The organism is Burkholderia sp. BCC1999 (genome assembly GCF_905339975.1).
GTDB lineage: Bacteria > Pseudomonadota > Gammaproteobacteria > Burkholderiales > Burkholderiaceae > Burkholderia.
On record NZ_CAJPHP010000002.1, the window covers coordinates 62,129 to 88,845 of the forward strand.

Annotated in this window: 22 protein-coding genes; 6 read left to right on the forward strand and 16 right to left on the reverse strand. The window is 67.9% G+C overall.

Features of this window, described 5'->3' with window-relative positions:
• Positions 1-131: 131 nt before the first annotated feature.
• The 5 genes from U5809_RS03205 to U5809_RS03225 form a co-directional block, all read right to left on the reverse strand.
• Positions 132-1,721, reverse strand: coding sequence for an ABC transporter substrate-binding protein (locus tag U5809_RS03205; RefSeq protein ID WP_322085497.1), 1,590 nt, complete (start codon positions 1,719-1,721; stop codon positions 132-134).
• A gap of 127 nt (positions 1,722-1,848) precedes the next feature.
• On the reverse strand, positions 1,849-2,181 hold the full coding sequence (locus U5809_RS03210; RefSeq protein WP_322085498.1) for a sugar ABC transporter ATPase: 333 nt from the start codon (positions 2,179-2,181) through the stop codon (positions 1,849-1,851).
• A 255-nt stretch (positions 2,182-2,436) separates the two neighbouring features.
• Positions 2,437-2,766 carry a hypothetical protein gene (locus tag U5809_RS03215; protein WP_282509256.1) on the reverse strand — a complete coding sequence of 110 codons (330 nt, stop codon included), beginning with the start codon at positions 2,764-2,766 and terminating at the stop codon, positions 2,437-2,439.
• Between the two features lie 151 nt (positions 2,767-2,917).
• The gene (locus U5809_RS03220; protein WP_322085499.1) at positions 2,918-4,477 is read right to left on the reverse strand and encodes a DHA2 family efflux MFS transporter permease subunit; all 1,560 of its coding nucleotides are present in this window, start codon (positions 4,475-4,477) and stop codon (positions 2,918-2,920) included.
• A 404-nt stretch (positions 4,478-4,881) separates the two neighbouring features.
• Complete coding sequence (locus U5809_RS03225) at positions 4,882-5,784, reverse strand: LysR family transcriptional regulator (RefSeq protein ID WP_322085500.1); 903 nt, start codon at positions 5,782-5,784, stop codon at positions 4,882-4,884.
• A 146-nt stretch (positions 5,785-5,930) separates the two neighbouring features.
• Here U5809_RS03225 and U5809_RS03230 point away from each other — a divergent pair, with 146 nt between their 5' ends.
• On the forward strand, positions 5,931-7,961 hold the full coding sequence (locus tag U5809_RS03230; RefSeq protein WP_322085501.1) for an FUSC family protein: 2,031 nt from the start codon (positions 5,931-5,933) through the stop codon (positions 7,959-7,961).
• A gap of 5 nt (positions 7,962-7,966) precedes the next feature.
• On the opposite strand, the gene U5809_RS03235 is transcribed toward U5809_RS03230, so the two are convergent.
• Entirely contained in the window at positions 7,967-8,887 is a 921-nt protein-coding gene (locus U5809_RS03235) for a bestrophin family protein (protein ID WP_322085502.1), read from the reverse strand.
• Positions 8,888-8,899: 12 nt separating this feature from the next.
• Complete coding sequence (locus U5809_RS03240) at positions 8,900-11,224, reverse strand: FdhF/YdeP family oxidoreductase (protein WP_322085503.1); 2,325 nt, start codon at positions 11,222-11,224, stop codon at positions 8,900-8,902.
• A gap of 155 nt (positions 11,225-11,379) precedes the next feature.
• On the opposite strand from U5809_RS03240, the gene U5809_RS03245 reads away from it, so the two are divergent.
• Positions 11,380-12,801 carry a PLP-dependent aminotransferase family protein gene (locus U5809_RS03245; RefSeq protein ID WP_322085504.1) on the forward strand — a complete coding sequence of 474 codons (1,422 nt, stop codon included), beginning with the start codon at positions 11,380-11,382 and terminating at the stop codon, positions 12,799-12,801.
• A gap of 57 nt (positions 12,802-12,858) precedes the next feature.
• Here U5809_RS03245 and U5809_RS03250 read toward each other — a convergent pair whose 3' ends face one another.
• Complete coding sequence (locus tag U5809_RS03250) at positions 12,859-14,109, reverse strand: mechanosensitive ion channel family protein (protein WP_282509270.1); 1,251 nt, start codon at positions 14,107-14,109, stop codon at positions 12,859-12,861.
• A gap of 494 nt (positions 14,110-14,603) precedes the next feature.
• Here U5809_RS03250 and U5809_RS03255 point away from each other — a divergent pair, with 494 nt between their 5' ends.
• Positions 14,604-16,322, forward strand: a complete 1,719-nt coding sequence (locus U5809_RS03255) for a SulP family inorganic anion transporter (RefSeq protein WP_322085505.1) — start codon at positions 14,604-14,606, stop codon at positions 16,320-16,322.
• Positions 16,323-16,325: 3 nt separating this feature from the next.
• On the opposite strand, the gene U5809_RS03260 is transcribed toward U5809_RS03255, so the two are convergent.
• Positions 16,326-17,192 (reverse strand): LysR substrate-binding domain-containing protein, encoded by an 867-nt coding sequence (locus U5809_RS03260; RefSeq protein WP_322085506.1) that lies wholly within the window; start codon positions 17,190-17,192, stop codon positions 16,326-16,328.
• Positions 17,193-17,296: 104 nt separating this feature from the next.
• On the opposite strand from U5809_RS03260, the gene U5809_RS03265 reads away from it, so the two are divergent.
• The gene (locus U5809_RS03265) at positions 17,297-17,896 is read left to right on the forward strand and encodes a LysE family translocator (protein ID WP_322085507.1); all 600 of its coding nucleotides are present in this window, start codon (positions 17,297-17,299) and stop codon (positions 17,894-17,896) included.
• Positions 17,897-17,933: 37 nt separating this feature from the next.
• Here U5809_RS03265 and U5809_RS03270 read toward each other — a convergent pair whose 3' ends face one another.
• From U5809_RS03270 to U5809_RS03295, 6 genes are all read right to left on the reverse strand, one after another.
• The gene (locus tag U5809_RS03270; protein ID WP_322085508.1) at positions 17,934-19,388 is read right to left on the reverse strand and encodes a DHA2 family efflux MFS transporter permease subunit; all 1,455 of its coding nucleotides are present in this window, start codon (positions 19,386-19,388) and stop codon (positions 17,934-17,936) included.
• Complete coding sequence (locus tag U5809_RS03275; protein WP_322085509.1) at positions 19,385-19,948, reverse strand: isochorismatase family protein; 564 nt, start codon at positions 19,946-19,948, stop codon at positions 19,385-19,387. The genes U5809_RS03270 and U5809_RS03275 overlap by 4 nt, the downstream gene beginning before the upstream one ends.
• Positions 19,949-20,015: 67 nt before the next feature.
• The gene (locus tag U5809_RS03280) at positions 20,016-20,471 is read right to left on the reverse strand and encodes a MarR family transcriptional regulator (RefSeq protein ID WP_322085510.1); all 456 of its coding nucleotides are present in this window, start codon (positions 20,469-20,471) and stop codon (positions 20,016-20,018) included.
• Positions 20,472-20,544: 73 nt separating this feature from the next.
• Positions 20,545-20,778: a hypothetical protein gene (locus U5809_RS03285; protein ID WP_322085511.1), complete on the reverse strand. Its 234-nt coding sequence runs from the start codon at positions 20,776-20,778 to the stop codon at positions 20,545-20,547.
• Between the two features lie 42 nt (positions 20,779-20,820).
• Complete coding sequence (locus U5809_RS03290) at positions 20,821-21,903, reverse strand: serine hydrolase (protein ID WP_322085512.1); 1,083 nt, start codon at positions 21,901-21,903, stop codon at positions 20,821-20,823.
• A gap of 197 nt (positions 21,904-22,100) precedes the next feature.
• On the reverse strand, positions 22,101-22,379 hold the full coding sequence (locus U5809_RS03295) for a hypothetical protein (protein WP_322085513.1): 279 nt from the start codon (positions 22,377-22,379) through the stop codon (positions 22,101-22,103).
• 51 nt (positions 22,380-22,430) lie between these two features.
• On the opposite strand from U5809_RS03295, the gene U5809_RS03300 reads away from it, so the two are divergent.
• A complete protein-coding gene (locus tag U5809_RS03300; protein ID WP_322085514.1) occupies positions 22,431-23,306 on the forward strand; it encodes a LysR family transcriptional regulator in 876 nt (291 codons plus the stop codon).
• A gap of 72 nt (positions 23,307-23,378) precedes the next feature.
• Positions 23,379-23,660, forward strand: a complete 282-nt coding sequence (locus U5809_RS03305; protein ID WP_176045678.1) for a transcriptional regulator — start codon at positions 23,379-23,381, stop codon at positions 23,658-23,660.
• Between the two features lie 248 nt (positions 23,661-23,908).
• Here the strand turns inward: U5809_RS03305 and mgtA are convergent, their stop codons facing one another.
• Positions 23,909-26,674 carry a magnesium-translocating P-type ATPase gene (gene mgtA, locus U5809_RS03315; RefSeq protein ID WP_322085515.1) on the reverse strand — a complete coding sequence of 922 codons (2,766 nt, stop codon included), beginning with the start codon at positions 26,672-26,674 and terminating at the stop codon, positions 23,909-23,911.
• Positions 26,675-26,717 lie beyond the last annotated feature (43 nt).

Consider the following 26,717-nt stretch of genomic DNA (forward strand, 5'->3'; position numbering starts at 1 on the left):
GTCGCCGGTCGCGGCCGGCATCCGTGGCGTCGGGCATTGTAGATCGCCCGCGCTGCACGGCATAGCATCGCCACGGCGCCCCGCGGCGATTACCCGCGCGCCGGCATGGCCGGGCACGCGGGCCGGCGCCATTATTTCGCGAGCGTGCGGTATGACACGAGGTCGTTGATCGGCCCGATCTCCGGCCCGGTCGCGCCGGGGCGCGTCGCGACCTGCACGACCTTCTCGAACATGATGATGAACGGCGAGTTCGCGAGCACGGCCTTCTGCAGCGCTTCGTAGCGATGCGCGCGCTTCGCGGGCGACGGCTCGACGAGCGCCGCCTCGGTGTCCTTCGTCAGTTGCGGAATGTCCCAGCTGTTGCGCCACGCGAGCATCTTGGTCGGCGATTGGTCCGAGTTGTCCGGATTCCACGCGAAGCCGCGCGCATTGCTGTTCGGGTCCATGTAGTCGGGCGACCATTCGCCGATGAAGATGTCGTGCTGGCGCGCACGGTACTTGCCGATCGCCTGCTTCGCATCGCCGGGGATCAGCTTCACGCGGATGCCGCCCTGCGCGAAGTTCGCCTGCAGCGCCTGCGCGATCTCGAGGTACGGATAGTCGTTCGGCATGTCCATCGTCACGTCGAAGCCGTTCGGCAAACCGGCCTTCGCGAGCAAGGCCTTCGCCTTCGCGACGTCCTGCTTGTACGGCCGAGCGTTCGACGCACCGAGGAAGCCTTCGGGCAGGAAGGTCTGATGCACCTTGTAGGTCGTGCTGACGATGTTGCGCTGGATGCCGTCGTAGTCGACCAGCCATTTCATCGCCTGTTGCACTTCAGGCTTCGCGAGGTTCGGATTCTTCGTGTTCAGGCTCAGGTACAGCAGCGCCGATACCGGCCACGACGCGACCTTGATCTTGCCGGCCTTCGTCAGCGCGGCGAGGCTGTCGGGGCTCAGGTTGCGCGCGGCGTCGGCGTCGCCGTTTTCCAGCAGCAGCCGCTGCGCGGACGCTTCGGGCACGTGGCGCAGCACGACGCGCTTCATCGGATAGGGCGTGCGGTATTTCTCGAAGCGCTGCAGCACGATGGTCTCGTTCGGCGTCCACTTGACGAGCTGGTACGGGCCCGAGCCCGCGTCGTTGGTCCGCAGCCAGCCGCTGCCGAAATCGTTGCCCTGCTGGTGCGACAGCAGCAGCTTCTTGTCGAATACCGATGCCGGGCACGCACTCAGCACGTTGAGCACGAAGCTCGGCGCGTACTTGCGGTCGGTTTCGAGCACGACGGTTTGTGGATCGACCACACGTACCTTCTGCATCACGTTCGCCTTCGTGAGGCCGAGATCGGCGAGCACGCCGGCCGGCCCCTTGTCGAGCAGGATGGTGCGCTGCAGCGACCACGCGACGTCGTCGGCGGTCACCAGGTTGCCGGAATGGAACGTGAGGCCGGGGCGCAGCTTGAACGTGTAGGTCGTGCCGTCGGCGCCGACCGTCCACGATTGCGCGATCTGCCCGTCGAAGCGCGTCGGGTCCTTCAGGTCGACGCGCACCAGCCGTTCGTAGGTGTTCGCCACGTACTCGGACGGCACCAGCTCGTAGATCCCGCTCGGGTCGAGGGTCGTGAATTCGCCGAGTTGCGTGGCGACGACGAAGATGCCGGGCGGCGTGGCAGCCTGTGCCGGCAGCGCCGGAACAAGCGCGACGAGCGCGGCGCTGACGAACAGCCGGGACAGCAGGTGCTTCATGCGGGCTCCATCGGAAAGGAATCGTGGTGCGATTCTCTCATCGACGGCCGCCCGGATGAAAATATTCGGCGTGCGCGCGGTGCGGCGCGCAGCGGTGGGCCGGGCGGGCGCCCGGCGCCGGCAGGGATCAGATCACGCAGCGCGCGATCGCGAAGCGCATCGCTTCTTCGGCCGGCTCGCTGCCCGAGCCGCGCACGACCTTGACGACCGAGCCGTTGCCCGACGGCGTCAGCGTGACGAAGTACGAATTCGAGCCGACGGAGATGTCGGTCACGCCGTTGTGCTGCGATTGTTCGGTGCCCGACAGGCGGCTGTCGAGGCAGTTCGCGATCGCGTAGGCCGGACGTTGCGACGACACGTAGATCATCGGTGCGGCGCCCGACGAGGCCGAGTCGGACGAGGGAGCGGAGCCGCAGGCGGCGAGCAGGACGGCGGGAAGGAGCAGCAGGAATCGTTTCATGGTCGGTCGTCGGGTGTCTCGTATCGAGGCTGGGGCGCGGGGTAGGCGAAACGCGAAGCTTCGCGACGAAACCGCCCGGAATCGGGCCGTTTTTGACGGACGACGATGCGACAGGCGGCTGACGACGGAGTATACCCGCGGCATCCGACGCCGTTGGCGCGTTGAAACGATTCGATACAACAAGCACCCGCTGCCGCATCGCGGCAGCGGGCGTTTCAGGTCGTGGCGAATGGGCGCTTGCCGGTGTTGTCGGTGTTATTGGCCGATCTTGTTGCTGACCGCATTTTCCTGCTGGTTCAGCACGTGCTTTTCGCTCTTCGTGATGTGGCTGTGATCCTGCGCAGCCATGTCCCGCTCTTCCTGGCGGATCTTGCGGTCGTCACGGTGCAGGCGCGCGGCCTGCGCGTGCGACATCTCGCCCTCCTTCACTTCGTGATGGATGCGGCGATTCTGGTTGGCGAGACGCTGGTTGACCTCTTCGCGGCGCGGATGCGCGTTTTGCCACGGCGTGTCGGCGAACGCGGTGCCGGTCAGTACCGACATCAGGGTGGCGGCAATCGCGATGTGGCGGGTAAGGGCTCGCATGGTGGTTTCTCCTGTCGTTGCGCGTCCGGATCGTGGGCGCATGACGAAAAAACGCGGGGCGGGCGCCGGCTGTTGACGTTTCCGCCTGTATCGATTGCAAGTCTTTATTACGCCTGCCGCGGCGCGGGGTGCGCGCCGCGGCGGGTCCGGATCAATGTGCGCCGGCCGCCGCCGCGTCCGCATCGCCGCCGCCCGAGCGCGACGGCTTCGTGATCCAGATCAGCGGGATGATCGCGATGAAGATGATCGCCGACACGAAGAAGATGTCGTTCAATCCCATCACGGCCGCCTGCGAATCGACCGATGCATTGAAGAACGCGAGCGCCGAATCGGGACCCAGGTGCAGCAGCGAACGCGTCGCGTCGACTTGTTGCGTGAAGACCGGATTGGTGACGCTCGCCTGTTCGGTGAGCCGCACGTGATGCAGGATCGTGCGGTCGTTCCACGCATTGCTGATCAGCGACGTGCCCACCGCGCCGCAGAACGTGCGGCCGAAATTCGACAGGCCGGCCGCGGCCGGGATCTTTTCGGGCGGCAGGCCGGACAGGATGATCGACGTCAGCGGCACGAAGAACATCGCCATCGGAATGCCCTGCAGCAGCGTCGGCAGCACGAGGTCCCAGCGCGACACGTCGGTGTAGAACGTCGTGCGCATCATGAACACGACCGCGAAGCCGACGAACGCGAGCGTCGCGATGTAGCGCGGGTCGGTGCGCGGCAGCAGGCGCCCCATGACCGGCGTGAGCAGGACCGCGAACAAGCCGAGCGGCGCGGTCGCGAGCCCCGAATCGACCGCGCGGTAGCCGAGATAGCCCTGCATCCATTGCGGCAGCAGCACGAGCGTGCCGAAGAACATCCCGTACGCGACCGAGATCGCGATCGTGCCGCCCGCGAAGTTGCGCTGCGTGAAGAGCCGCAAGTCGACGATCGGGTTGGCCTCGTGCAGTTCCCACACAAGGAAGAACGCGAAGCCGATCAGCGCGACGATGCCGAGCGCGACGACGACGGGCGAGTTGAACCAGTCGAGATCCTTGCCCTTGTCGAGCATGATCTGCAGCGACGCGACCCACAGCACGAGCAACAGCAGGCCGACCGTGTCGATCGGCAGGCGGCGCGTGGCCGATTCGCGGTCGCGGAACACGATCCACGTAACGGCCGCCGCAAAGAAGCCCACCGGAATGTTGATGTAGAAGATCCACGACCAGTTGTAGTCGTACGTGATCCAGCCGCCGAGCGACGGCCCCGCGATCGGGCCGACGAGCGCCGTCATCGACCACAGCGCGAGCGCGCTCGACGATTTCTGCCGTGGCCATGCGCCGAGCAGCAGCGCCTGCGACAGCGGCGCGAGCGGCCCGGCGACCGCACCCTGCAGGATCCGCGCGGCGAGCAGCGTCGGCAGGTTCGGCGCGATCCCGCACAGCCACGACGCGAACACGAACAGCAGGATCGACGTGACGAACAAGCGCACCTGGCCGAAGCGCTGCGTGAGCCAGCCGGTCAGCGGAATCGATACCGCATTCGCGGCCGCGAAGATCGTGATCACCCACGTGCCTTCGTCGACCGACACGCCGAGGTCGCCCGAGATCGTCGGGATCGCGACGTTTGCGATCGACGAGTCGAGCACGTTCATGAACATGGCGAGCGATACCGCGATCGTGCCGATCGCGAGCTTGCCGCCCGACAGCGGCGCCTGGGGTGACGGAGATGACATGGTGTTCCTGCGTGATGAAAGGGGGCCGGGCGGCGCACGCCGGCAGTCGCGCACGCGCGCGCGACGCCTGCGCGGGCGGGCTGCGACGCGGACGGGCACGCACCGCGCGCGGGCGGCCCGGCAAACGGGGGCCGCCCGCGCGCAGCGTGCGGTTCAGGCGTTCAATCGGTTCGGCGAAGCCGTGGCGGGCTTCGGGACGCGGGCTGGCCGGTCAGGAAGGCGCGACGCGCGTAACGCGTCGGCGGGCAGCAGGCACGTGGCTGCCGTAGCGTGCGTGGCGATTTTTCATGGACACAGGCTAACGATGCGAGGAATGTCGATCAACGCTTGCGCGCTCATTAATTCCTTTCGTGCGCCGCAATAATGCAGCCGGCGTGCATCGATGACCGGTCGCGCGGTGCCGGTTACGGCGCGGTCCGCCACGCGGTGAAGACGTCCGTCAGGAATTCGACGAATGCGCGCACCTTGCTGTCGAGCGTCGCGCGCCTCGGGTAGAGCGCGTGCAGCTCGACGTCGTCGGTGCGGTGCCAGTCGGGCAGCACGATTTCGAGTTCGTTGTTCGCAAGCCGCCGCGTGGTGAAGTGCGTGGAGATCAGCGCGATGCCGCCGCCGCTCGCCGCCTGGCGCAGCACCGTGACCGATTCGTTCGAGATCAGCACGGGCCGCACCGGCACGTCGGCGACATCGCCGGCCGCGTTCGTGAGGCGCAGCGTCAGGCCGGGCGTGTCGCGGCCGACGAACAGGATGTCGTGATCGGCGAGATCCTGCGGCGTCCGCGGCCGGCCGACGCGGTCGAGATAGTGCGGGCTGGCCGCGAGCTTCGCGTGCGACCAGCCGAGCGAGCGCGCGACATAGCCGGAATCGGTCAGCACGCCCGTGCGCAGTGCGACGTCGAAGCCGTGCTCGACGAGGTCGAGCGCGCTGTTGTCGTAGATCAGCACGAGCTGGACCAGCGGGTAGCGCCGGCGAAACTCGGCGAGCGCGGGCTCCAGTTCCAGCAGGCCGATCGCGTAGGGCACCAGCACGCGCAGCGTGCCTTCGGGCTCGGTGCGCAGCGCGCGCGCCTGGCGGTCGGCGTCGAGCAGGATTTCCTCGGCGCGCAGGCAGCGCTCGTAATAGTCGCGCCCGGCTTCGGTGACGGACACGCGGCGCGTCGTGCGGTACAGCAGCTGGACGCCGAGGTCGTCCTCGAGCTGCCTGACCTTGCGGCTCACGCGACTGAGCGGCATGTCGAGTTGCGTGGCAGCGGCGGTGAAGCTGCCGCGTTCCACCACGCGCAAGAATATCCGGATGCTTTCGAGGTCCATACAGGGCGTTTCAGGGTTCGGCCTGCGCGCATCTTACCGTCGCGCGCCGGATCGTAGCGGGTCGCGCCGATTATCCTGCCCGGTGCAATAACGCATCCCGCCGCCGCCCCGTAGTGGCGGCCGGCGCGCGACCGTATGCTCGCCGGATGAAATTCGCCTTCCCCAGCGTGCCGCCGCTCGCGGCCGTCCGGGCCGCGCTGCGCGATGCGCGCCCGACGTTGCCGCCCGGCGCGCTCGCGTTCGCACTGCGCAATACGGCCGCGTCGTTGCTCGCGCTCTACATTGCGTTCCGGATGAATCTCGACGATCCGAAATGGGCCGCGTCGACCGTGTGGATCGTCGCGCAAAGCAGCCGCGGGATGGGGCTGTCGAAGAGCCAGTACCGGATTCTCGGCACCGCGATCGGCGCGGCCGTCGCGCTCGCACTGACCGGCGCGTTCGCGCAAACGCCCGAGCTGTTCCTGCCGGCGCTCGCCGCGTGGATCGGGCTGTGCGCGGGCGTTGCGACGTTCCAGCGGAATTTCCGCGCGTATGCGGCGGTGCTTGCCGGCTATACGGCCGCGATCATCGCGATGGATGCGGTATCGGCGCCGCTGCACGCGTTCGACATCGCGGTCGCGCGGTTCCTGTATGTGGTGGTCGGCATCCTGTGCGGCGCGCTGTTCGAAACCGTTTTCTCGCCGGGCACGCCGCTGAACGATGTCCGGACGCGGCTCGCGCGCTATCTCGACCGTGCGGTGGCCGTCGGCGCGGGCGCGCTACGGCGCGAGCCGAACGGGACGGCCGTGCACCGCCTGTTTGCGGATGCGTTCGAACTCGACACGGCGGCCGAATATGCGGCGGCAGGCGCACCGCCGGTGCGCAACGCGATCGGCCATCTGCGCGCGGCGGCGCTGGGCGTGCTCACCGCGCAGGCCGCCGGGCAGGCGATCCGCGAGCATGCGGCGCGCGCCGGCGATGCGACGGACCCGCTGGTCGACGAGGTCGCGCGTGTGCTCGAGAATGTCGCCGCGTCGGGCGATGCGCGGCACGAGATCGCGGCGCTGCGTGCGCGTGTGGACGACGCACTGCACGCGGAGGCAGCCGCGCAGCACAGCCCGGACACGTCGCGCCTGCTCACACTCGACCGGCTGGCGGCGCTGCTCGCGGGGTTCGACCGTGCGTTCGCGAGCCAGGCGCTGCTCGACCGGCCGGAACCGCCGCGTTCGCGCGTGCGCTACGCGTTCCACCACGATCCGGTGCTCGCGTGGCACAACGGTGTCCGTGCGTTCATCGCGGTGCTGGCCGCGTCGGCGATCTGGATCGTTTCCGCGTGGCCGTCGGGCGCCGGCTTCGTCGCGATCACCGCCGTGGTCGGCGCGCTGTTCTCGACGCGGCCGAACTCGGTGCGTGCGGCCGTCGGCTTCCTGAAAGGCACGGCATGCGCGGCGGTCGCGGGCGTCATCTGCAACTTCATCCTGCTGCCCGCGGTGTCGGGCTTCGAGATGCTCGCGTACATCCTCGGCGTGTTCCTGGTCGCCAACGGCATCGCGATGCGTCATCCGCGCACGGCCGCGATGGGCAGCGCATTCGCGATCTTCTTCTGGAATTTCACGTCGCCGGACAATACCGCGCGCATCGGCGACGCCGCGTTCCTCAACAGCGCGCTCGCCACGATGCTCGGCATCGCGTTCGGCGCGCTGATCTTCGCGCTGGTGTTTCCCGGCGATCCCGGCACGAGCCGGCAGCGGTTGCATCGTGCGGTGCGCCGCGATCTGGCCGGTATCGCACGCGAGCCGCGCGCGTGGTCGGAGAGCGTGTGGCTGAGCCGGACGGCCGACCGTCTCGCGCGCGAACTCGGCTTTGCAGGCAGCCTGCCGCAGACGCTGATCGAGCGCGACATGAGCGACCTGCTCGCGATCTGGGGAATCGGCGACAGCCTGCTGTCGCTCGCCGGACTGGCATCGCGCGAGCCGGCCGCACGCCGTGCGGTAGCCGTGGTGCGCGGGCGAGTCGCGCGGGCGGAATTCGCGCAGCTCGATCGGACCTGCGACGCGGCGGCGCGCGTGCTGCGGCGGCGCGCGGCCGTTCTCGACGGCGACGACGCGAACGCGTTGTTGCGTGGCGTCGTGCTGTTGCGGCGGATCGCCGACGCAGCCGCCGAACATGGCCGCTTCCTGCGCGGCCGCGGCGACTGAGCGGTTCAGGTGAGGCGGTACGCGCGGCCGGGTGTCACTTCCGCCGGCAGCGGCTCGCGGTTCAGTTCGAGCAGCGTGCGCTCGATCTGCCGTGTCATCGCATCGAGCGCGAGATGGTTCGGTCCGTCACCGAACGGCTCGGCGATCGCATGTGCGATAGCGTCGAGCGCGATCAGCGTATAGGCGACGAACACCGTGACGAACGGCGTCGCCGCGCCGATCGAGTCGACGAGGCCGAACGGCAGCAGCACGCAGTACGCATAAATGGTCCGGTGCAGCAGCACGTCGTATGAAAACGGGATCGGCGTCGATGCGATCCGTTCGCAGCCGCTGACCATCGACACGAGATCGTCGAGGCGCGCATCGAGCATCCACAGGCGGGTGTCCGCGAGGCGGCCCGCATCGGCGCGTGCGGCGAATGCTTCGCGCAGCGCGTGCACGATGACGACCGGGCGGAACTGCGAACCGGCGATGCGCGCATAAGTGGCCTCGTCGAGCAGCCCGCGCAGGTCGGCGGCCGGATCGGTGCCGCGCAGTTGATGCTTGAGCGCATAGACGAATGCGACGACCGTGCGCACGAAGGCGCGTCGCGAAGCATCGTCACGATCGACCGCGCCGTAGCAGAGCGCCTGCGAGACCAGCGTGCGTGTGGCGGTCAGCACGCCGCCCCACAGTTGCCGGCCCTCGCGGTAACGTTCGTAGCTCGCGTTGTTGCGAAACCCGGCGAAGATCGCCAGCGTGAGGCCGATCAGCGTGAACGGCGTCGGGTTCAGCGGCACTTTCTCGCCGAGCACGCGGCCGCCGCCCCACACCGCGACGAGGCTGATCGCGAGCGTCAGCACGAGCTGCGGCAGGATGGTCGGCAGCACCGAGCCGTTCCAGACGAGCAGCATCCGCAGCCAGTGCTCGCGCGGACGAACGATCATCGTCGCGCTCCGTCAGGCGGCGATCGACGCCGGCGCGGCCGCGCGATGCAGCAGCACGGGCACTGACTTCGACGTCGGCGTGTTGCACACGTCGCCGACGCTGTCGAGTGGCACGAGCGGGTTGGTTTCCGGGTAGTACGCACCGATGCAGCCGCGCGGGATGTCGTACTCGACGAGCAGGAAGCCGTCGGCGCGCCGCTCGATGCCGTCATGCCACACGGTTTCCATGTCGACCCATTCGCCGGCCTTCAGGCCGAGCATCGCGAGATCGTCGCGGTTGGCGAACACCACGCGGCGCTGGCCGAACACGCCGCGATAGCGGTCGTCGAGCCCGTAGACGGTCGTGTTGTACTGGTCGTGCGAGCGCGTCGTCATCAGCGTCATCAGCCGTTCGCCGTGCAGCGCGCGGGCGCGCTGGATCGGCGTGTCGGTCGGCAATGCGTGCGCGATGAAGTTCGCCTTGCCCGTCGGCGTGAGCCATTCGCGGTCGCGCGACGCGACGCGCAGGTGGAAGCCGCCCGGCCGCGCGATGCGCGTGTTGTAGTCGTAGAAGCCGTCGAGCGTCGCCTCGATCGCGTCGCGGATCTTCGCGTAGTCGTCCTTGTACGCGAGCCAGTCGATCTTGCCGCTGCCGAACAGCGCATGGCCCATGTGCGCGACGATGGCAGGCTCCGACATCAGGTTCGGCGAGGCCGGCTTGTTCATCCCGTACGACACGTGGACCATGCTCATCGAATCCTCGACCGTCACGCCTTGCGCGACGTTGTCCTGCAGGTCGATCTCGGTGCGGCCGAGCGTCGGCAGGATCAGCGCGTCGCGGCCGTGGATCAGGTGGCTGCGGTTCAGCTTGGTGGTGATGTGCACCGACAGGTCGCAACGGCGCATGCCTTCCCACGTGCGCGGCGTGTCGGGCGTGGCCATCGCGAAGTTGCCGCCGAGGCCGATCAGCACCTTCACGTGGCCTTCGAGCATCCCTTCGATCGTCTCGACCACGTCGTAGCCGTGGTGGCGCGGCGGTTCGAAGTCGAACACGTGGCCGAGGCGGTCGAGGAACGCCTGCGACGGTTTTTCCTCGATGCCGACCGTGCGGTTGCCCTGCACGTTCGAGTGGCCGCGCACCGGGCACAGGCCCGCGCCGGGGCGGCCGATGTTGCCGCGCATCAGCATCAGGTTGGTCAGCATCTGCACGGTCGCGACCGAATGCTTGTGCTGCGTGATGCCCATGCCCCACGTCGCGATCACGCGTTCGCTGCGCGCATAGAGCTGCGCGAGGCTGTCGATCTGCTCGTACGGCACGCCGCTTTCGGCGGTCAGCGCGGACCAGCTTTCGGCGCGAAGATCGTCGGCGAATGCGTCGAAGCCGGCCGTGTGCTCGCCGATGAACGCGGTGTCGAGCACGCGCGGCGCACCGGCGGCGCGCGCGGCATCGTCGAGTTCGAGCACGCGCTTCGCCATCCCCTTGATCAGCGCGAAATCGCCGCCGATCGTCGGCTGGATGAACGTCGACGCGATCTTCGTGCCCGACATCGTCAGCATCTCGATGGGGCTTTGCGGATCGGCGAAGCGTTCGAGGCCGCGCTCCTTCAGCGGGTTGATCGAGACGATCGTCGCGCCGCGCTTCGCGCATTCGCGCAGCTCGCCCATCATCCGCGGGTGGTTGGTCGCGGGGTTCTGGCCGAAGATCAGCAGCGTGTCCGCGTGCTCGAAATCGTCGAGCGTGACGGTGCCCTTGCCGACGCCGACCGAGGCCGGCAGCCCGCGGCTCGTCGCCTCGTGGCACATGTTCGAGCAGTCGGGGAAGTTGTTCGTGCCGTACAGGCGCACCAGCAACTGGTACAGGAACGCCGCTTCGTTGCTCGCGCGGCCGGACGTGTAGAACGCGGCCTGGTTCGGGTCGGGCAGCGCGCGCAGGTGGCGCGCGATCAGTTCGAACGCGTCGTCCCATGCGATCGGCACGTAGCGGTCGGTTTGCGCGTCGTACACCATCGGGTCGGTGAGGCGGCCGTGCTGTTCGAGTTCGAAATCCGACTGTTCGAGCAGCTCGGTGACCGTGCGCGCGGCGAAGAATTCGGGCGTCACGCGCTTGCTCGTCGCTTCGGCGGCCACCGCCTTCACGCCGTTCTCGCAGAATTCGAACGTCGATGCGTGCTGGCGGTCGGGCCACGCGCAGCCGGGGCAGTCGAAGCCGTCCGGCTGGTTCTGGCGCAGCAGCGTACGGTAGTTGCCGCCGGCGACCTTTTCCTTGATCAGGTTGATCGTGACGGCTTTCAGCGCGCCCCAGCCGGCGGCCGGGTGGGTGTACGGTTCGATGCGCGCGGTGGCGGATTTCTTTTTCATGATGCAGCGGGTGTCGGGGTCGATGGCTGCAGAGTACGCGCGGCACCCGTCCGGCTGTGTGTACACCTGTTCACTTCAAAAAAGAGTACAGTTGCGGCGATTCGTACAGTGCGGATCGCAACTGTGTTGTTGAAGGGAAGTTGAAAGGGAGGCGCGTGAAGCGTTACGAACAACTGGCCGACGATCTCCAGGCGCAGATCGAGCGTGGCGTGTACCGGCCGGGCGAGCGGATTCCGTCGGTGCGGCAGGCGAGCCGGCAGCAGCAGCTCAGCGTCACGACCGTGCTGCGCGCGTACCTCGTGCTGGAAAGCCGCGGCCTGATCGAGAGCCGGCCGCAGTCGGGCTATTTCGTGCGTGCACGCGCGGCGGCGCCGGCCGAGGCCGAGCTGCATACGTCGGCGCCGACGGCCGAGCCGTCGGCCGTGGATGTGAGCCGGCTCGTGCTGTCGACGCTGCGCTCGATCGCGCGCGACGACGCCGTGCCGCTCGGCTCGCCGTATCCCGACGCATCGCAGTTTCCGGTGCAGCGCCTCGCGCGCTATGCGCAGGCGATCGGCCGCCGCCGTACGCGCTGGGGCGTGATCGACGACCTGCCGCCCGGTAACCAGGAACTGATCCGCCAGATCGCGCGGCGCTACGCGGAACGCGGGATCGCGGTCGAGCCGGGCGAGATCGTGATGACGATCGGTGCGACCGAGGCGATCAACCTGTGCCTGCAGGCCGTCGCGAAGCCGGGCGACACGATCGCCGTCGAATCGCCGACGTTCTACGCGATGCTGCACGCGATCGAGCGGATGGGCATGCGCGCGCTGGAAGTCGCGACCCACCCGGGCGACGGCATCGACCTCGACGCGCTCGAACGGATCCTTGAGCGCGAGCGCATCGCCGCGTGCATGGTGATGCCGAACTTCCAGAATCCGCTCGGCTTCCAGATGCCCGATGCGCGCAAGCGCGCGCTCGTCGAGCTATTGGCGAAGCACGGCGTGCCGGCGATCGAGAGCGACGTCTATCACGAGCTGCATTTCGGCGACACGACGCCGAGCGCGCTGAAATCGTTCGACCGCGACGGGCTCGTGCTGCATTGCGCATCGTTCACGAAGAGCCTGTCGCCGCGCTACCGGATCGGCTGGGCGATGCCGGGCCGCTATCGCGACCAGGTCGAGAAACTGAAATTCCTGAACACGCTCGCGACGCCCGCGATCGAGCAACTGGCGATCGCCGAGTACCTGAAGTACGACGGCTACGATTTCCACCTGCGGCGCATGCGCAAGCAGTACGCGCAACAGGCGAGCCTGATGAGCGCGATGGTGCGGCGTTTCTTTCCGGAGGGCACGCGGCTGTCGCAGCCGCAGGGCGGCTACGTGCTGTGGGTCGAACTGCCGAAGCAGGTCGACGCGATGAGGCTGTACACGCTCGCGCTCGCGCAGCGGATCACGGTCGGGCCGGGCCACATGTTTTCGGCGGGCACCGATTACCGGCATTTCATCCGGCTCAACTACAGCTATCCGTGGTCGCGGCAGATCGAGGACGCATTGAAGGTGCTCGGACGGCTCGCGTCGGAGTGTGCGGCGCGGTAAATGCGGCCGCGCCCGACGGCAGGCGGCGGCAGGTGGGCGGCCGCCGTGTGGCGCTCGTCAACCGGCGCGCGGCGCCTGCAGCCCGGCTTGCGCGGCGCCGGCCATCTGCCGCATGTCGAAGCCCGACGGGTGCTGGTACACGCGCAGCCCGAACTCCGGCAGCACCGCGATCAGGTGATCGAACAGGTCGGACTGGATGGTTTCGTAGTCGACCCACGATGTCGTATCGGTGAAGCAGTACAGTTCGAGCGGAATGCCTTCGGCCGTGAGCGGCAGCTGCCGCGCCATGCAGGTCATGTCGCGGCGGATGCGCGGATGCCCCTTCAGGTAGTTCGCGACATACGCGCGGAACGTGCCGAGATTGGTCAGCTGGCGGCGGTTCGCCGGGCAGTCGCCGGCCGCGCCGAGCGTGCCGTTCCATTGCTCGATCGCGTCGACCTTGTCCTCGAGATAGTCCTTCAGCAGCGTCAGGCGTTCGAGCCGTTCGATTTCGTCGTTCGACAGAAAACGCACACTCGTCGCGTCGACGAACAGCGCGCGCTTGATGCGGCGCCCGCCCGCTTCGGTCATCCCGCGCCAGTTCTGGTAGCTCTCGGTGATCAGCTTCCACGTCGGCACCGTGATGATCGTGTGATCGAAGTTCGCGACCTTGACGGTGTTCAGCGTGATGTCGATGACGGTACCGTCCGCACCGGCCGACGGCATCGTGATCCAGTCGCCGATCCGCAGCATGTCGTTCGACGATAGTTGTACGCCGGCGACGAGGCCGAGCAGCGTGTCCTTGAAGATCAGCATCAGCACCGCGGACATCGCGCCGATGCCCGACAGCAGCAGGCCGATCTGCTTGCCGGTCGCATCGCCGATCACGACGAGTGCCGCCGTGATGAACATCACGAGCTTGACGAGCTGCATCGCGCCTTTCAGCGACAGGTGCGGCTGGTCGCGTTGATCGCGCTGGTAGGTGCGATGCGTGTGCTCGAGCGCGGACAGTGTTGCGCTGATCGTCATCGTCACGAGGAACACAATCAGCGCGAACAGCACCTTGTCGGCGGCCTGCGTCGCGCGCTCCGGAATGCCCGGCACCGCGCCGAGCCCGAGCTTGATCACGACGAACGGGACGATGCGGTTCAGCCACTTGAATGCGCCGAACTCGAACAGCGCGTCGTCGACGCGCGTGGCGGACAGCCGTGCGAGCCGCGCGACCACGCGAAACAGCAGGAAATGGACGGCGGCGGTGATCGCGCCGGCGGCGGCGAGCAGAATGAGGATGCCGACGAGCGGCGTCAACCAGGATTCGTTCAGGGTCATAGGGACGGACAGGGGCCTTCTCGTGCGTTGAATCGGCGCCGCGATGCGGCGCGCGCCCGGTGAAGGGCACATGAAAGGGACCGTGATTGTGCCATCGGGTTCCGGACGTGTGTGGTGAAGGCGTGTCGAACGGCTCCCGAATCGGCTCACCTTTGTACAGGTATCCTCTGCATCGTGGTGAGGACGCGAGGTGAGCGTGCGTCACCGCAACTCAGTGTGCAAGCCGGTTGCGCGGAGGCATTGCGCGCATGCCGACGATCGGCGCGAGCCCGTGGCGGCGGGCCTTCGCGCGTCGAAGCGCGTGATCGGCGATCCATGCAATCATGCGAACGGCGCATGTGTCGGCGGTGCGTCGCTCGCGCAGGCGTGCGACCGATTCGCCAACGGTGAGCGACGCGCGACGCGCTCGCGCACTTGCCATGCAAGGCCCGCCCGGAGCACGATGCGCGAACGACTTCGCGAACCCCGTCACTTCGATCTCACGCATTTCACGCATGCAAGATTCCAACGAAAGCCGCCCGTCAGGCGTGCGGCTGCTGAAAGGCATCCTTCCGATCCGCCGGGCAGGCGCCACCCGCGACGTATTCGCGGGCATCTCGCTCGCCTCGATGGATATCCCGCAGGTGCTCGGCTACGCGCGCATCGCCGGGATGCCGGCCGTTACGGGTCTTTATACGGTGTTCCTGCCGCTCATTGCGTTCGCGTGCTTTGGCGCATCGCGCCATCTCGTCGTCGCCGCCGACTCCGCGACCGCGACGATCTTCGCGAGCCGGCTGTCGTCGATGGCGCCGGCCGGCAGCGCGGAATATGCGGCGCTGGCCGGCATGGTCGCGCTGCTGACCGGCGCGATGCTGCTGCTCGCGCGCATCTTCAAGCTCGGCTTTCTCGCCGATTTCCTGTCGCGCACGGTGCTGGTCGGCTTTCTCGCCGGCGTCGGCGTACAGGTGTCGATCGCGATGCTCGGCGACATGCTCGGGCTGGCGGTGCCGTATCCGGCGTCGCGCAGCCTCGCGCAACTCGACTACGTCGTCACGCATCTCGTCCACGCGAACCGGCCGACGCTCGCGCTCGCGGCGCTCGTGGTCGTCGCGATTCTCGCGTGCAAGCGGTTCCTGCCGCGCGTGCCGATGCCGATGATCGTCGTCGCGGGAAGCATCGCGGCGAGCGACATGTTCGGCTTCGCCGCACATGGCATCGCGGTGCTCGGGCCCGTCGCGGGCGGGTTGCCGCCGCTGCGCTGGCCGTCCGTCACGTGGCAGCAGTCTCTCGATCTCGTGCCGGTCGCCGCCTCGTGTTTCGTGATGATCATCGCGCAGAGCGCGGCCGCCGCGCGCGTGTTCGCGCAGCAGTACGGCGAAGACGTCGACACCAACGCCGACATCCTCGGCCTCGCGGCCGCGAACGCGGCGGCGGCGGTCGGCGGCGCGTTCGTCGTCAACGGCAGCCCGACGCAGACGGCGATGGCCGACGGCGCGGGCGTGCGCAGCCAGATCGGCCATCTCGCGTTCGCGGCGGTCGTGGCCGTCGTGCTGCTGTTCTTCAGCACCTATCTGCAGTATCTGCCGCATGCGGTGCTGGCCGGCATCGTCTTCACGATCGCGCTCGGGCTGATCAACGTGCGCAGCCTCGCGGCGATCCGCAAGGAAAGTCCCGGCGAATTTACGCTCGCGCTCGTGACGGCCACGGCCGTCGTGACCGTCGGCGTCGAACACGGCATCCTGCTGGCCGTTGCGCTGTCGCTGATGCGGCACGTGCGCCACAGCTACCAGCCGCACACGATGGTGCTTGAACCCGTCGCGGGCGATGGGCGGTGGCAGCCCGTGCCCGCGCGGCGCGGCGCGATGACGGCGCCGGGGCTGATCGTCTACCGGTTCGGCTCCGACCTGTTCTTCGCGAACGACCATCTGTTTGCCGGCGAAATCACCGAGCTCGTCGACGCGGCGCCGGTGCCGCCGCGCTGGTTCGTCGTCGATGCGGGGGCGATCACCGATGTCGACTATTCGGCCGCGCGGACGCTGACCGACCTCGTCAAGTCGTTGCACGCGCGCGGGATCGGCGTGCTGTTCGGGCGCGTGAACCGCTACCTGCGCGCGGACATGGATCGTCACGGGATCACCGACGTCGTCGGTGCGTCGTGCATTTTCGCGACGCTGCATCAGGCGCTGGAGGCAGCCGGCGCGACGCCCGCACCGCAGGAGCCGGGCACCGTGTAGCGCCTAGGCGGCCGCGCGCAGGCGTGCGAAGCCGTTGCGCAGGTAGCGGGCCAGTTCCGTCGCGGCCGGCGTGCGCTGGCCGCGCGGCACATGCAGGTTGATCGAGAAGTTCGGCAGCGCGGGCAGGCCGCTGCCGGCCGGCAGGATGTCGAGGTCGGCCGGCACGGTGGACGCGAGCCAGACGGTCACCGCGAGATCTGAACGCACGGTCGCGGCCGTTGCATCGAAGCTGCCGTTCTCGAACACGGTGCGCCAGGCGCGATCGCAGCCGCGCAGCGCGTCGAGCACGGTCGGGCGGAACGCGCAGGTCTGCGCGACCATCGACACCGGCAGCGGCGTGTTGCGGTGAGCGGTGCCGCCTTTCGCACCGACCCAGACCAGCCGGTCGACGGCGATGCACTCGCCGCGCGCCGATCCGACCGGCGCCTCGATCAGCGCGACATCGAGGTCGCCCTGCGTGAGCCCGCGCCGCAGTTCCGGCGATGCCGCGCACACGAGCGTGAGCGCGACTTGCGGATGCGCCTGTGAATAGTGCTTCAGGATCGGCGCGAGACAGGTGCCGACCAGATCCTGCGGCGCACCGAGACGAACGGTGCCTTCAACCGTACCGGCCGTCATGTCGGTGAGCAGCGCATCGTGTACGGCGAGCAGCCGGCGCGCCTGTTCGAGCAGCCGCTCGCCGGCCGCCGTGAGCAGCAGGTTGCGATGCTCGCGGACGAACAGCGGGCCGGACAGCGTTTCGAGCCGTGCGACCTGCTGACTGATCGCGCCTTGCGTCAGGTGCAGCGCATGGCCGGCCGCCGTCATGCTGCGATGATCGGCGACCGAGACGAATGCGCGCAGCAGTGCGATGTCGAGATTGCGTGCCATACCTCATATTATGAACACTAATGGCAGGCATAAGAAACTTTCGCTGTTGTAATGGAAGAGGCGAGGGTAAAACGGGGCTTCGATGACGACAACCGGGAGCCGCCGTGCCGCTTCACGACTACCTGCCGCTGATGCTGTTCGTGATGGTATCCACCGTGACGCCGGGCGGCGCGACGACGCTCGCGACCGCGTCGGGTGCGCATTTCGGCTACCGGCGTTCGCTGCCGATGATGACGGGCATCGCGGCCGGTCTGGCGTCGATGGCAGCCGCGGCGGCGGCCGGGCTCGGCGGCGTGCTGCTCGCACTGCCGGCACTGCAGCTCGCGATGAAGGCAGCCGGCTCGTTGTACCTCGTATGGTTGGCCGTGCGCATCGGGCGCGGCGGCAAGCCGCGGCTCGATGCCGCCGTAAATCGGCCGCAAGGGTTCATCAGCGGCGTGTGGATGCTGTGGCACAACCCGAAAGGCTGGGCGATGACGCTCGGCGCGGCCGCGTCGTTCGCCGCGCTTGCGTCCGGTCCGGCACGGCTCGGCGTGTTGCTCGGGCTCGCGTTCGGCGTGGCCGCGATGGCGTCGCTGTCATTGTGGTGTTTTGCCGGGCTCCTGTTCGCGCGCGTGTTGCGCACCGAGCGGCAGTGGCGTTGCCTGAATGCGGGCCTTGGGCTACTGCTCGTGATCTCGATCGTACCGATGTGGCTGCCGTAGCGGGGCGGCCGCGCGCGTCGCGCGGCGCGCCCCCTGTTCAGCGCGAACCGGCCCGCGCAGCGACGGCCGGTCGGCCGCCGGCGCCGCTCGACCATAGCGGCAGCCAAAGCGTCGTGACGAAGCTCGCCGCATGCAGTGCACACAGCAAGCCGAATGCCCATGCGTACGCGACAGCCTGCGAGCCGCCGGCCGACACCGATTCGGCATGCAGCCGCCATGCGAGGAACAGCGTGCACATCGTCGTGAACGTCGGACCGCCGAGGCGCTGCACGATATTGAGCGATGTCGTCGCCATCGGCAGGTTGCGGCGTTCCACTGACGCATACGCGGCGGTGATCGACGGCGCGCCGATCGCGCTCTGGCCCATGCCGCGCAGGAAAAGCGCCGGTACGAGCACAACCGGGTCGAAGCCGGTCAGCGCGAGGAACACGAACGGCAGCGTCGCGACGAGCGCGAGCAACGCGCCGGCCGCGGCCAGCCGCCGCACGCCGAACCGGCTCGTCAGCGCGCCCATCGACGGATAGGTGACGAGCATGCCGAGCCCGAGCGGCGCGAGCAGCCAGCCCATCTCGCCCGGCGAACGCCCGCACGCCTGGATCAGGAACACGGGGATCAGCATCTGGCCCGCATACATCGCGCCGTTCGACAGGAACTGCGTGCCGGCCGCCGCGCCGAATACGCGCGAGCGAAACAGCGCGAGATCGATCAGCGCATGTTCGCCCTTGCGCTGCTCGAAGCGCAGGAACGCGGCGAGCAGCAACGCCGAGCATGCGACCGCGGCGATGCCGAATGCCGAGCCGATTCGTTCGGCGCCGTACAGGAACAGCACGAGGGCGGGCGACAGCAGCGCGAGGCCGACCCAGTCGAGTTCACGGCGCTGCGCGTCGTCGCGGTCGCCGGGCAGGAAGCGCGCGGCCAGCGCGAGGGCGAGCGCGCCGACGGGCAGGTTCACGAGAAACAGCCAGCGCCACGACGCATGCTGCAGGATCGCGCCGGCGACCACCGGGCCGAGGATCGGCGCGAGCAGCACCGGCACCGCCGCGTAGCCGATCACGCGCGCCATCTGCTGGCCGGCGACACGCGCGATCATCATCTGAGCCATTGGCGCGAGCAGCCCGCCGCTCACGCCTTGCAGCACGCGGAACGCGATCAGCGACGGCGCGGACCACGCGAGCCCGCACAGTGCCGACGTGAGCGTGAACGCCGAGAAACACCACAGATACAGTGCTTTCGCGCCGATGCGGTCGACGAGCCAGCCATTCAGGGGCAGCACCAGCGTGAGCGCGAGCAGGTAGCCGCTCGTCACCCACTGGATCGTCGACAGGCTGGTGTGCAGGTCGGACGCGAGGTTCGACAGCGATACGTTGACGATCGTCGCGTCGAGCTGCGACAGCAGCGAGCCGAGCGTCGCGACCGCGCTGACCTTCCAGATCGACGGATCGACCGGGCCGGCTGCCGGGCCCGGCGTCGGATGCGTGCGTTTTTCGCTCACGCGCCGCGCTGGTCGAGCAGCGCGACGATGTCCTGCGTCGTGCCGGTCTCGCCGAGGCGCGGGAACAGGCGCTCGATGCTGTTCGCGTGCGCGTCCGCGTTGAGGTCGGTCATCGCGTCGACGGCGAGCGTCACGTTGTAGCCGAGTTCGTGGGCCTGCCGTGCGGTCGATTCGACGCCGATGCTCGTCGCGACGCCGGTCAGCACGATCTGCGTAACGCCGGCCGCCTTCAGGTGCGCGTCGAGATCCGTGCCGGTAAATGCGCCCCAGGTCTTTTTCGTCACGACATGGTCGTTCGGCTGGCGGTCCAGTTCGGGCACGAGTTCGGCCCAGTCGGCCGGCAGCGCGTCCAGGCGTACCTGCTGCTGCGTGCGGCCCGGCGCACCACCGGCGACGTTGACGAGCACGACCGGCAGGCCGCGGCTGCGGAATGCGTCGAGCAGCGTGCGGGCGTGCGCGATCACCGGCGCGACCGGGTGGGCGGTGGGGAGGGCGACGATGCCTTTCTGCAGGTCGATGACGACGAGTGCCGTGTTCGTGTCGAGACGGGTTGCGCTCATGATGGGGCTCCGTGAAAAGGGCAGGGAAAGCCGGGCGCGCGGATGCCGCGTGGCGCGCCGGCCGGATTCATTGGTCGCCGATGCGGCGGATCAGCGGGATCGCCGTGGCGAGCGTGCGGATTTCTTCGGGATCGAGCTTTTCGATCGCGGCACCGAGCCACTGGTGCTTCGCGATATGGCGCTTGCGACGCGCGTCGAGGCCGACCGCGGTCAGCTGGAACAGGATCTGGCGGCCGTCGGTCGGATGCGGTTCGCGCTCGACGAGCCCGTCTTCCTCGAGGCTCGCGAGAATCGCCTTCATCGACTGCGGCTTCATCGCTTCGGCGCGTGCGAGGTCGGCGGTCGTCATCGGCCCTTGCTGCTCGAGCCGCGCGAGCGCGCTGGTCTGCGACATGCCGAGCCCTTCGGATTCGATCTCGGAGCGCAGCCGGCGGATCAACTGGCCGACTGCGAGGGTCAGGTCGGCGGCGACGGTGTCGGCGGAAACGCCGGGTTTGCGTGGCGGGTTCATGCGGCGGATCATAGGATACGACAGTTTAACTTGCAAGTTTAACTGTGTAATTTTCCGCCGGATCGTAGTGTGGCCCGGCCTGCGATTACGCGCAGCGCGGGGCGACCGGGACGACTTCGCTGTTTTTCGGGGTTGCGTTCTCGTGCAGCAGGTCGCCGAGGTATTGCGCGAGTTCGTCCGCGGCGAGCGCGGACGGAATCTGCAGGTTGGCCAGTCGCCGCTTGCCTTCGACACCGAGATCGAACACGGCCCAGCGGCCGTTCGCGCGCACCACGGCGAGCAGCCGTCCGAAGGCGTTGAAGCGGTATTCGTCCTGCATCGCATCGCTCCTGTCGAGGAAGTAGCGTCTGCCTGCGCGTGCTTACTGGATCGAGCAGGACAGCCAGCGGTGGATCTTGAGCGCGTCGCTCGATACGCCCGCACGCGTCGGCGCGCCGAGCAGCACGACCGTTTCGCGGCGGCCCTTCACGCGCATGCGCATCACGACGCCGTGCCCCGATTCGTTGATGAAGCCGGTTTTCTGCAACCGGATCGGCAGGCGGCGATAGCGCGCGAGCGGGTCGGAATTCACGTACACGAGTTCGCCGTCGCCCGGGCGCACGGTGGTCGACGTGTCCGTCGAGAAATAGCGGATCAGCGGATCTTGCGCCGCCGCGTCGACGAGCTTCGCGAGATCCTCGGCCGTCGACACGTTGTGCGGCGACAGGCCGGTCGGCTCGCGGAAGTGCGTATGGCGCATGCCGAGCCGACGCGCTTCGCGGTTCATCGCCTTGACGAACGCGGCGCGCCCGCCCGGATAGTCGCGGCTCAGCGCGGCGGCCGCGCGGTTCTCCGACGACATCAGCGCGATATGGAACATCTCGCGGCGCGACAGCTCCGAGCCGACCTGCAGGCGCGAACCGGTGAACTTGATCGTGTCGCGGTCGTGCGCGGTGACGCGCAGCACGCCGTTCAGCGGACGGTCGGCATCACGCGCGACGACGGCCGTCATCAGCTTCGAGATCGACGCGATCGGCCGGACCGTGCGTGCATTGCGGGCCAGCAGCGGCGTGCCGGAATCGACGTCGAGCACGTACGCCGCGCGTGAATGCAGGGAATTGACCGCGCGCGGCGTGTAGCCGCAACTGGCGAGCAGCTTCGGTTTCGCGGCCGGGCGCGGGCGCACGGCGGTCGTGCGCTTCGCGCGCCGCTGCTGCGGCGCGGGTACGGCGTGACGTTTGACGGGCGGATGCTTCACGCGCGGGCGGCGATGCTTGACGGCCTTTTTCTTGCGATGGGGCTTTTTCTTGACGGCTTTCGTGTGTGCGTGCGGCTGGGCCTGCACGGTGCGATGCGGCTGCACGCGTTGCGCGGAAGCATTCGCGGCAAACGCGAGCAGCAGGAACGAGAGGGCGAGGATCAGGGTGGTCCGGGCGCGAGGCACGCGCGCGATGAGGCCGGTCAAGCGAAAGTCTCCTTTTCACGCGCAATGCGACTGCGCGGAATACATGGGCGGTCAGCGGGTGCGGGAAATTATACGGTCGATCGCGTGGCGATGACGATGGGATGAGTCGCAATGACGCGTGATGCGCGCGGATTCGGCGCGTTTTCGTACTGCCTGTCGGCGGTGCGCGTGTACTGAAGGCCGCGCAGGCGTGCCGTTCAGCGCGGCCAGTTCCGCCGTGACACGACTGCGAAACTGATCGCGATCGAACCTGTCACGGCGCGCGGCGGCGGTGCTTCGATCGCATCGCCGAAGCGGAAACGGCGGCTGCGTCCGTCGGCGCGTTTGGCGCGACGTTTCGGTGTACGCACATCGGGTGTGGCTGCGTGCCGGGTTGCGTCCGCGTCATCGCATGACGGCTCGACCACACGATCAACGATTTGATCGAAAGACATGGCAGTGAATTCCGGGAAGGGCATGTCCGTATTGAACGCCACCCCATTCGATCAGTAAAATGAATATTTCGATCGATACGATTCCTTTCAAGAATGGAACTGAAACTGCTTCGCACGTTCCTGACGGTCACCGAGCTGTGCCATTTCAGCCGCGCGGCCGATGTGCTGTACATGAGCCAGCCGGCGCTGAGCAAGCAGATCGGCGCGCTCGAGGCGAGCCTCGGCGGCAAGCTGTTCGAGCGCGGCCGGCACGGCGCGGAGCTGACGCCGTTCGGCGAACGCTTCCTGCCCGATGCGCAGGCGCTCGTGCGCGACGCCGACGAGATCCTCACGCGTGCACGGGAAGCGGCGAGCGGGCAGCGCGGGCATCTGCGGCTCGGCATCTGCCTGTCCGTGCTGACGCTCGTACCGAAGCTCATCGCCGAGTTCCGGCGTCGCAATCCGGGGATTGCGGTCACGCTGAGCGACCTGTCGTCGTCCGAGCAGACGCGCCGGTTGCGCGCGGGCAAGCTCGACGCGGGTTTCCTGCGCCTGCCTTCCGATGAAGGATTGTCGTCGTTCAAGGTGATCGACGAAGCGCTCGCGCTCGCGGTGCCGCCGCATCTCGGCTTCAAGCGCGTGCCGGCCGACCTCGACGTGCTCAACGAAATCGGCTTCATCGCGCTGCAGCGCGCGCGCGGCGCGGGGCTCGCCGCACAGATCGACCGGTGGTGCATCGAGCGGCGCTTCGTGCCGCACGTGACGCAGCAGGCGGAGGATGTGCAGTCGGTGCTGACCTCCGTCGCGGCTGGCGTCGGCGTCGCGTTCATCCCGTCGAGCGCGCGGTTTCTGCTGCGCGATGCGACGGTGCTGCCGCTCGACGGTCGCGACGCGAAGTGGCGCGTGGGGCTCGCATGGATGTCCGATCGCGACGATCCCGTCACGAAGCATTTCGTGTCGTTCATGCGCGCCGCGCTCAAGGGCGCGTGACGCGGCGTATAGTGTCCGCGATTGCCTTTCCTGAATGAATGCCGGCCCGCGCCGGCCGACGAACTCGAACCGATGACTTCAGAATCCGACGACTCCCCGCTCGATCCCGCACTCGTCGCTACGCTCGCGACGCTGAACGAGGCCGCGAACGATCCGGCCGGCAAGACGTGGTCGCTACCGAAGATCGCGAAGCGCACGCAACTGCCGATGAGCACGCTGCGCCGCGTCTTGACGCAGCTCGACGCCGCGGGCCTGAGCGCGACGACGCTGAACGAAGACGGTACCGGCAGCGCTGCGCTGACCGACGAAGGGCGCGCGGTGTGCGCGCAACTGTTCGGCGCGAACGATGCTTGATGAATGAAAGCGGGCCGCTGATGCGGCCCGTCGTGTCGTGGCTCGGCGCATGCATCGCGCCGTGTCGTCGCTGCCGAGTGGATGGGCGGCACACGCTTCGAAGGGTGCGAGGAGCGTGCTCGCGGCGGCGAGCGGAAGGATTCTCTTCATCACGTTATCCGTAGAGTGTCGTGAGCGTGCCGGCCCGCGGCATGGCGCGGGCCGGCACGTTGTCCTCCGGACGGAACCAGTACGGATTCAGGACGGGTTCAGAACCATTGCTTGTAGCGGCGCACGTAAATCGTCTTGACGATCTGCGCGAGCACGATGTAGCCGACCATCGTCGCGGCGAGCCACAGCCAGTAGGTGCCCGGCAGGTGCATGAAGCCGATCGCTTCCGCGAACGGCGAGAACGGCAGCCAGCAGCCGATCGCGATCGCGGTGAAGGTCGACAGCAGCACCGGCAGCGACGCCGTGCTCTGCAGGAACGGGATCTTCTGCGTGCGCAGCAGGTGCACGACGAGCGTTTGCGACACGAGACTCTCGATGAACCAGCCCGAGTTCATCACGATCTGGCCGCCGGTGCCGCCGTTCAGGTGATACAACGCGCCCGCGCCGAACACGGTCCACATCAGGATGTAGGTCGTGATGTCGAATACCGACGACGTCGGCCCGACCCACAGCATGAAGCGGCTGATGTTGCCGGCTTCCCACTTGCGCGGCTTCTTCAGGAACTCGGGGTCCATCTTGTCCCACGGCAGCAGCATCTGCGACGTGTCGTAGATCAGGTTCAGCACGAGCAGCTGCGTCGCGAGCATCGGCTCCCACGGCAGGAACGCGCTGGCGACGAGCACCGAGAACACGTTGCCGAAGTTGGAGCTGGCGGTCATGTTCAGGTACTTCAGAATGTTGCCGAACGTTTCGCGGCCCTTGATCACGCCTTCCTCGAGCACCATCAGGCTTTTTTCGAGCAGGATGATGTCGGCGGTTTCCTTCGCGATATCGGCGCCGCTGTCGACCGAGATGCCGACGTCGGCGTCGCGCAGCGCGGGCGCATCGTTGATGCCGTCGCCGAGGAAGCCGACCGTATGGCCGTTCGCCTGCAGCGCCTTGACGATGCGCGCCTTCTGCAGCGGCGTGAGCTTCGCGAACACGGTCGTGCGTTCGACGACCAGCGCGAGCGTTTCGTCGTCGAGCGCCTCGATTTCCGCGCCGAGCATCGGCTTGCCGGGTTCGAGGCCGACCTGGCGGCAGACCTTCATCGTGACGGTCGGGTTGTCGCCCGTCAGCACCTTCACCGCGACGCCGTTTTCGCGCAGCGCGGCGAGCGCCGGTGCGGCCGATTCCTTCGGCGGATCGAGGAAGGTCAGGAAGCCGCGCACGACGAGATCGTGTTCGTCGGCGGTGCGGTACTGCGCGCGCTCGTCGCCGCGTGCAATCGTGCGCGTCGCGAGCACGAGCACGCGGAAGCCGTCTTCGTTGTAGGCGGTGGCCTGTTCGAGCAGCCGTTTGCGCGCGACGAAGTCGAGCGGGCGTACGCCGTCCTCATCCTGAACGTGCGTGGAGACGGCCAGCATTTCCTCGACCGCGCCCTTGCAGATCAGCAGGTGCGTGCCGTGCCGGTCCTCGACGACGACCGACAGGCGGCGTCGCACGAAGTCGAACGGCAGTTCGTCGATCTTCTTGTAGCCTTGCGGCTTGACGCGTTCGCCGATCTCGTCGGCGCGCGCGACGACCGCGATGTCGATCAGGTTCTTCTGGCCGCTCTGGTGGAAGCTGTTCAGCCAGCCGAGCCGCAGGACTTCCTCGTTCTTGTGACCGGACAGGTCGAGGTGGTGTTCGAGGATGATCTTGTCCTGCGTGAGCGTGCCGGTCTTGTCGGTACACAGCACGTCCATCGCGCCGAAGTTCTGCACCGAGTTCAGGCGTTTCACGACGACCTTGCGGCGCGCCATCGCGACCGCGCCGCGTGCGAGGTTCGCGCTGACGATCATCGGCAGCATCTCGGGCGTGAGACCCACGGCCACCGCGAGCGCGAACGTGAGCGCGCTCAGCCAGTCGCCCTTGGTCAGCCCGTTGATCATGAACACGATCGGCACCATCACGAACATGAACTTGATCAGCAGCCAGCTCACGCTCGCGACGCCGCGGTCGAAGCTCGTCTCGATGCGCTTGTGGCTCACGACGTTGCGCGCGAGCGAACCGAAGTACGTGCCTTCGCCGGTCGCGACGACGACGGCCGTCGCCGTGCCGCTGACGACGTTGGTGCCCATGAAGCAGACGTTCTCGAGGTCGAGCAGCGACGCCGATGCATCGTTCGCCGCGCTGGCCGCGCGCGTGCTCGCGGATTTGCCTGCCACCGCGCCGAGCGTGTCGTACTTCTCGACGGGCAGTGCCTCGCCAGTCAGCACGGCCTGGCTGATGAACAGGTCGCGCGATGCGAGCAGGCGCACGTCCGCCGGGATCATGTCGCCGGCCGACAGGTGCACGATGTCGCCGGCCACGACTTCGCGCATCGGCACCTCGCGGCGCGAGGGCTCGGCCGTGTCGGTCACCGCGCGCTGCACGGTCGCCGTCGTGCGGACCATCGCCTTAAGCTTCTCGGCCGCGCGCAGCGAACGGAACTCCTGCACGAAGCGCAGCAGCGCGCTGATCGTGACCATCGTCAGCAGGATCGTCATGCCGACATAGTCGCGATCGTCGGGCGCCGCGAACCAGACGTCGGTGCAGAAGCTGATGGCGGCCAGCACCAGCAGCACGTAGACGAACGGGTTGTGGAACGAGAGCAGCAGCTGGCGGGTCCAGTGCGGTGGCTTGTCGTGCGCGATTTCGTTCGGGCCGTAGTGCTGCAGGCGGTCGGCGGCCTGGTCGTGGGTGAGGCCGCGCGTGCTGGTGTGCAGCGCCTTCAGCGTGTCTTCGAGCGGCCGGGCCGCTTCCTGCGCGGCGCGCATGATGCGCGGTTCGTTCTGCTGGCCGGCGCCGGTCTTGATGAAGCCGCGCTGCTTCTTCTGCGAGGTGTTGTGTCGTGTTGTCATGTGTCGCTCCTTGCGCACGAGGCGGCGGGCGGGGAGCGACCGT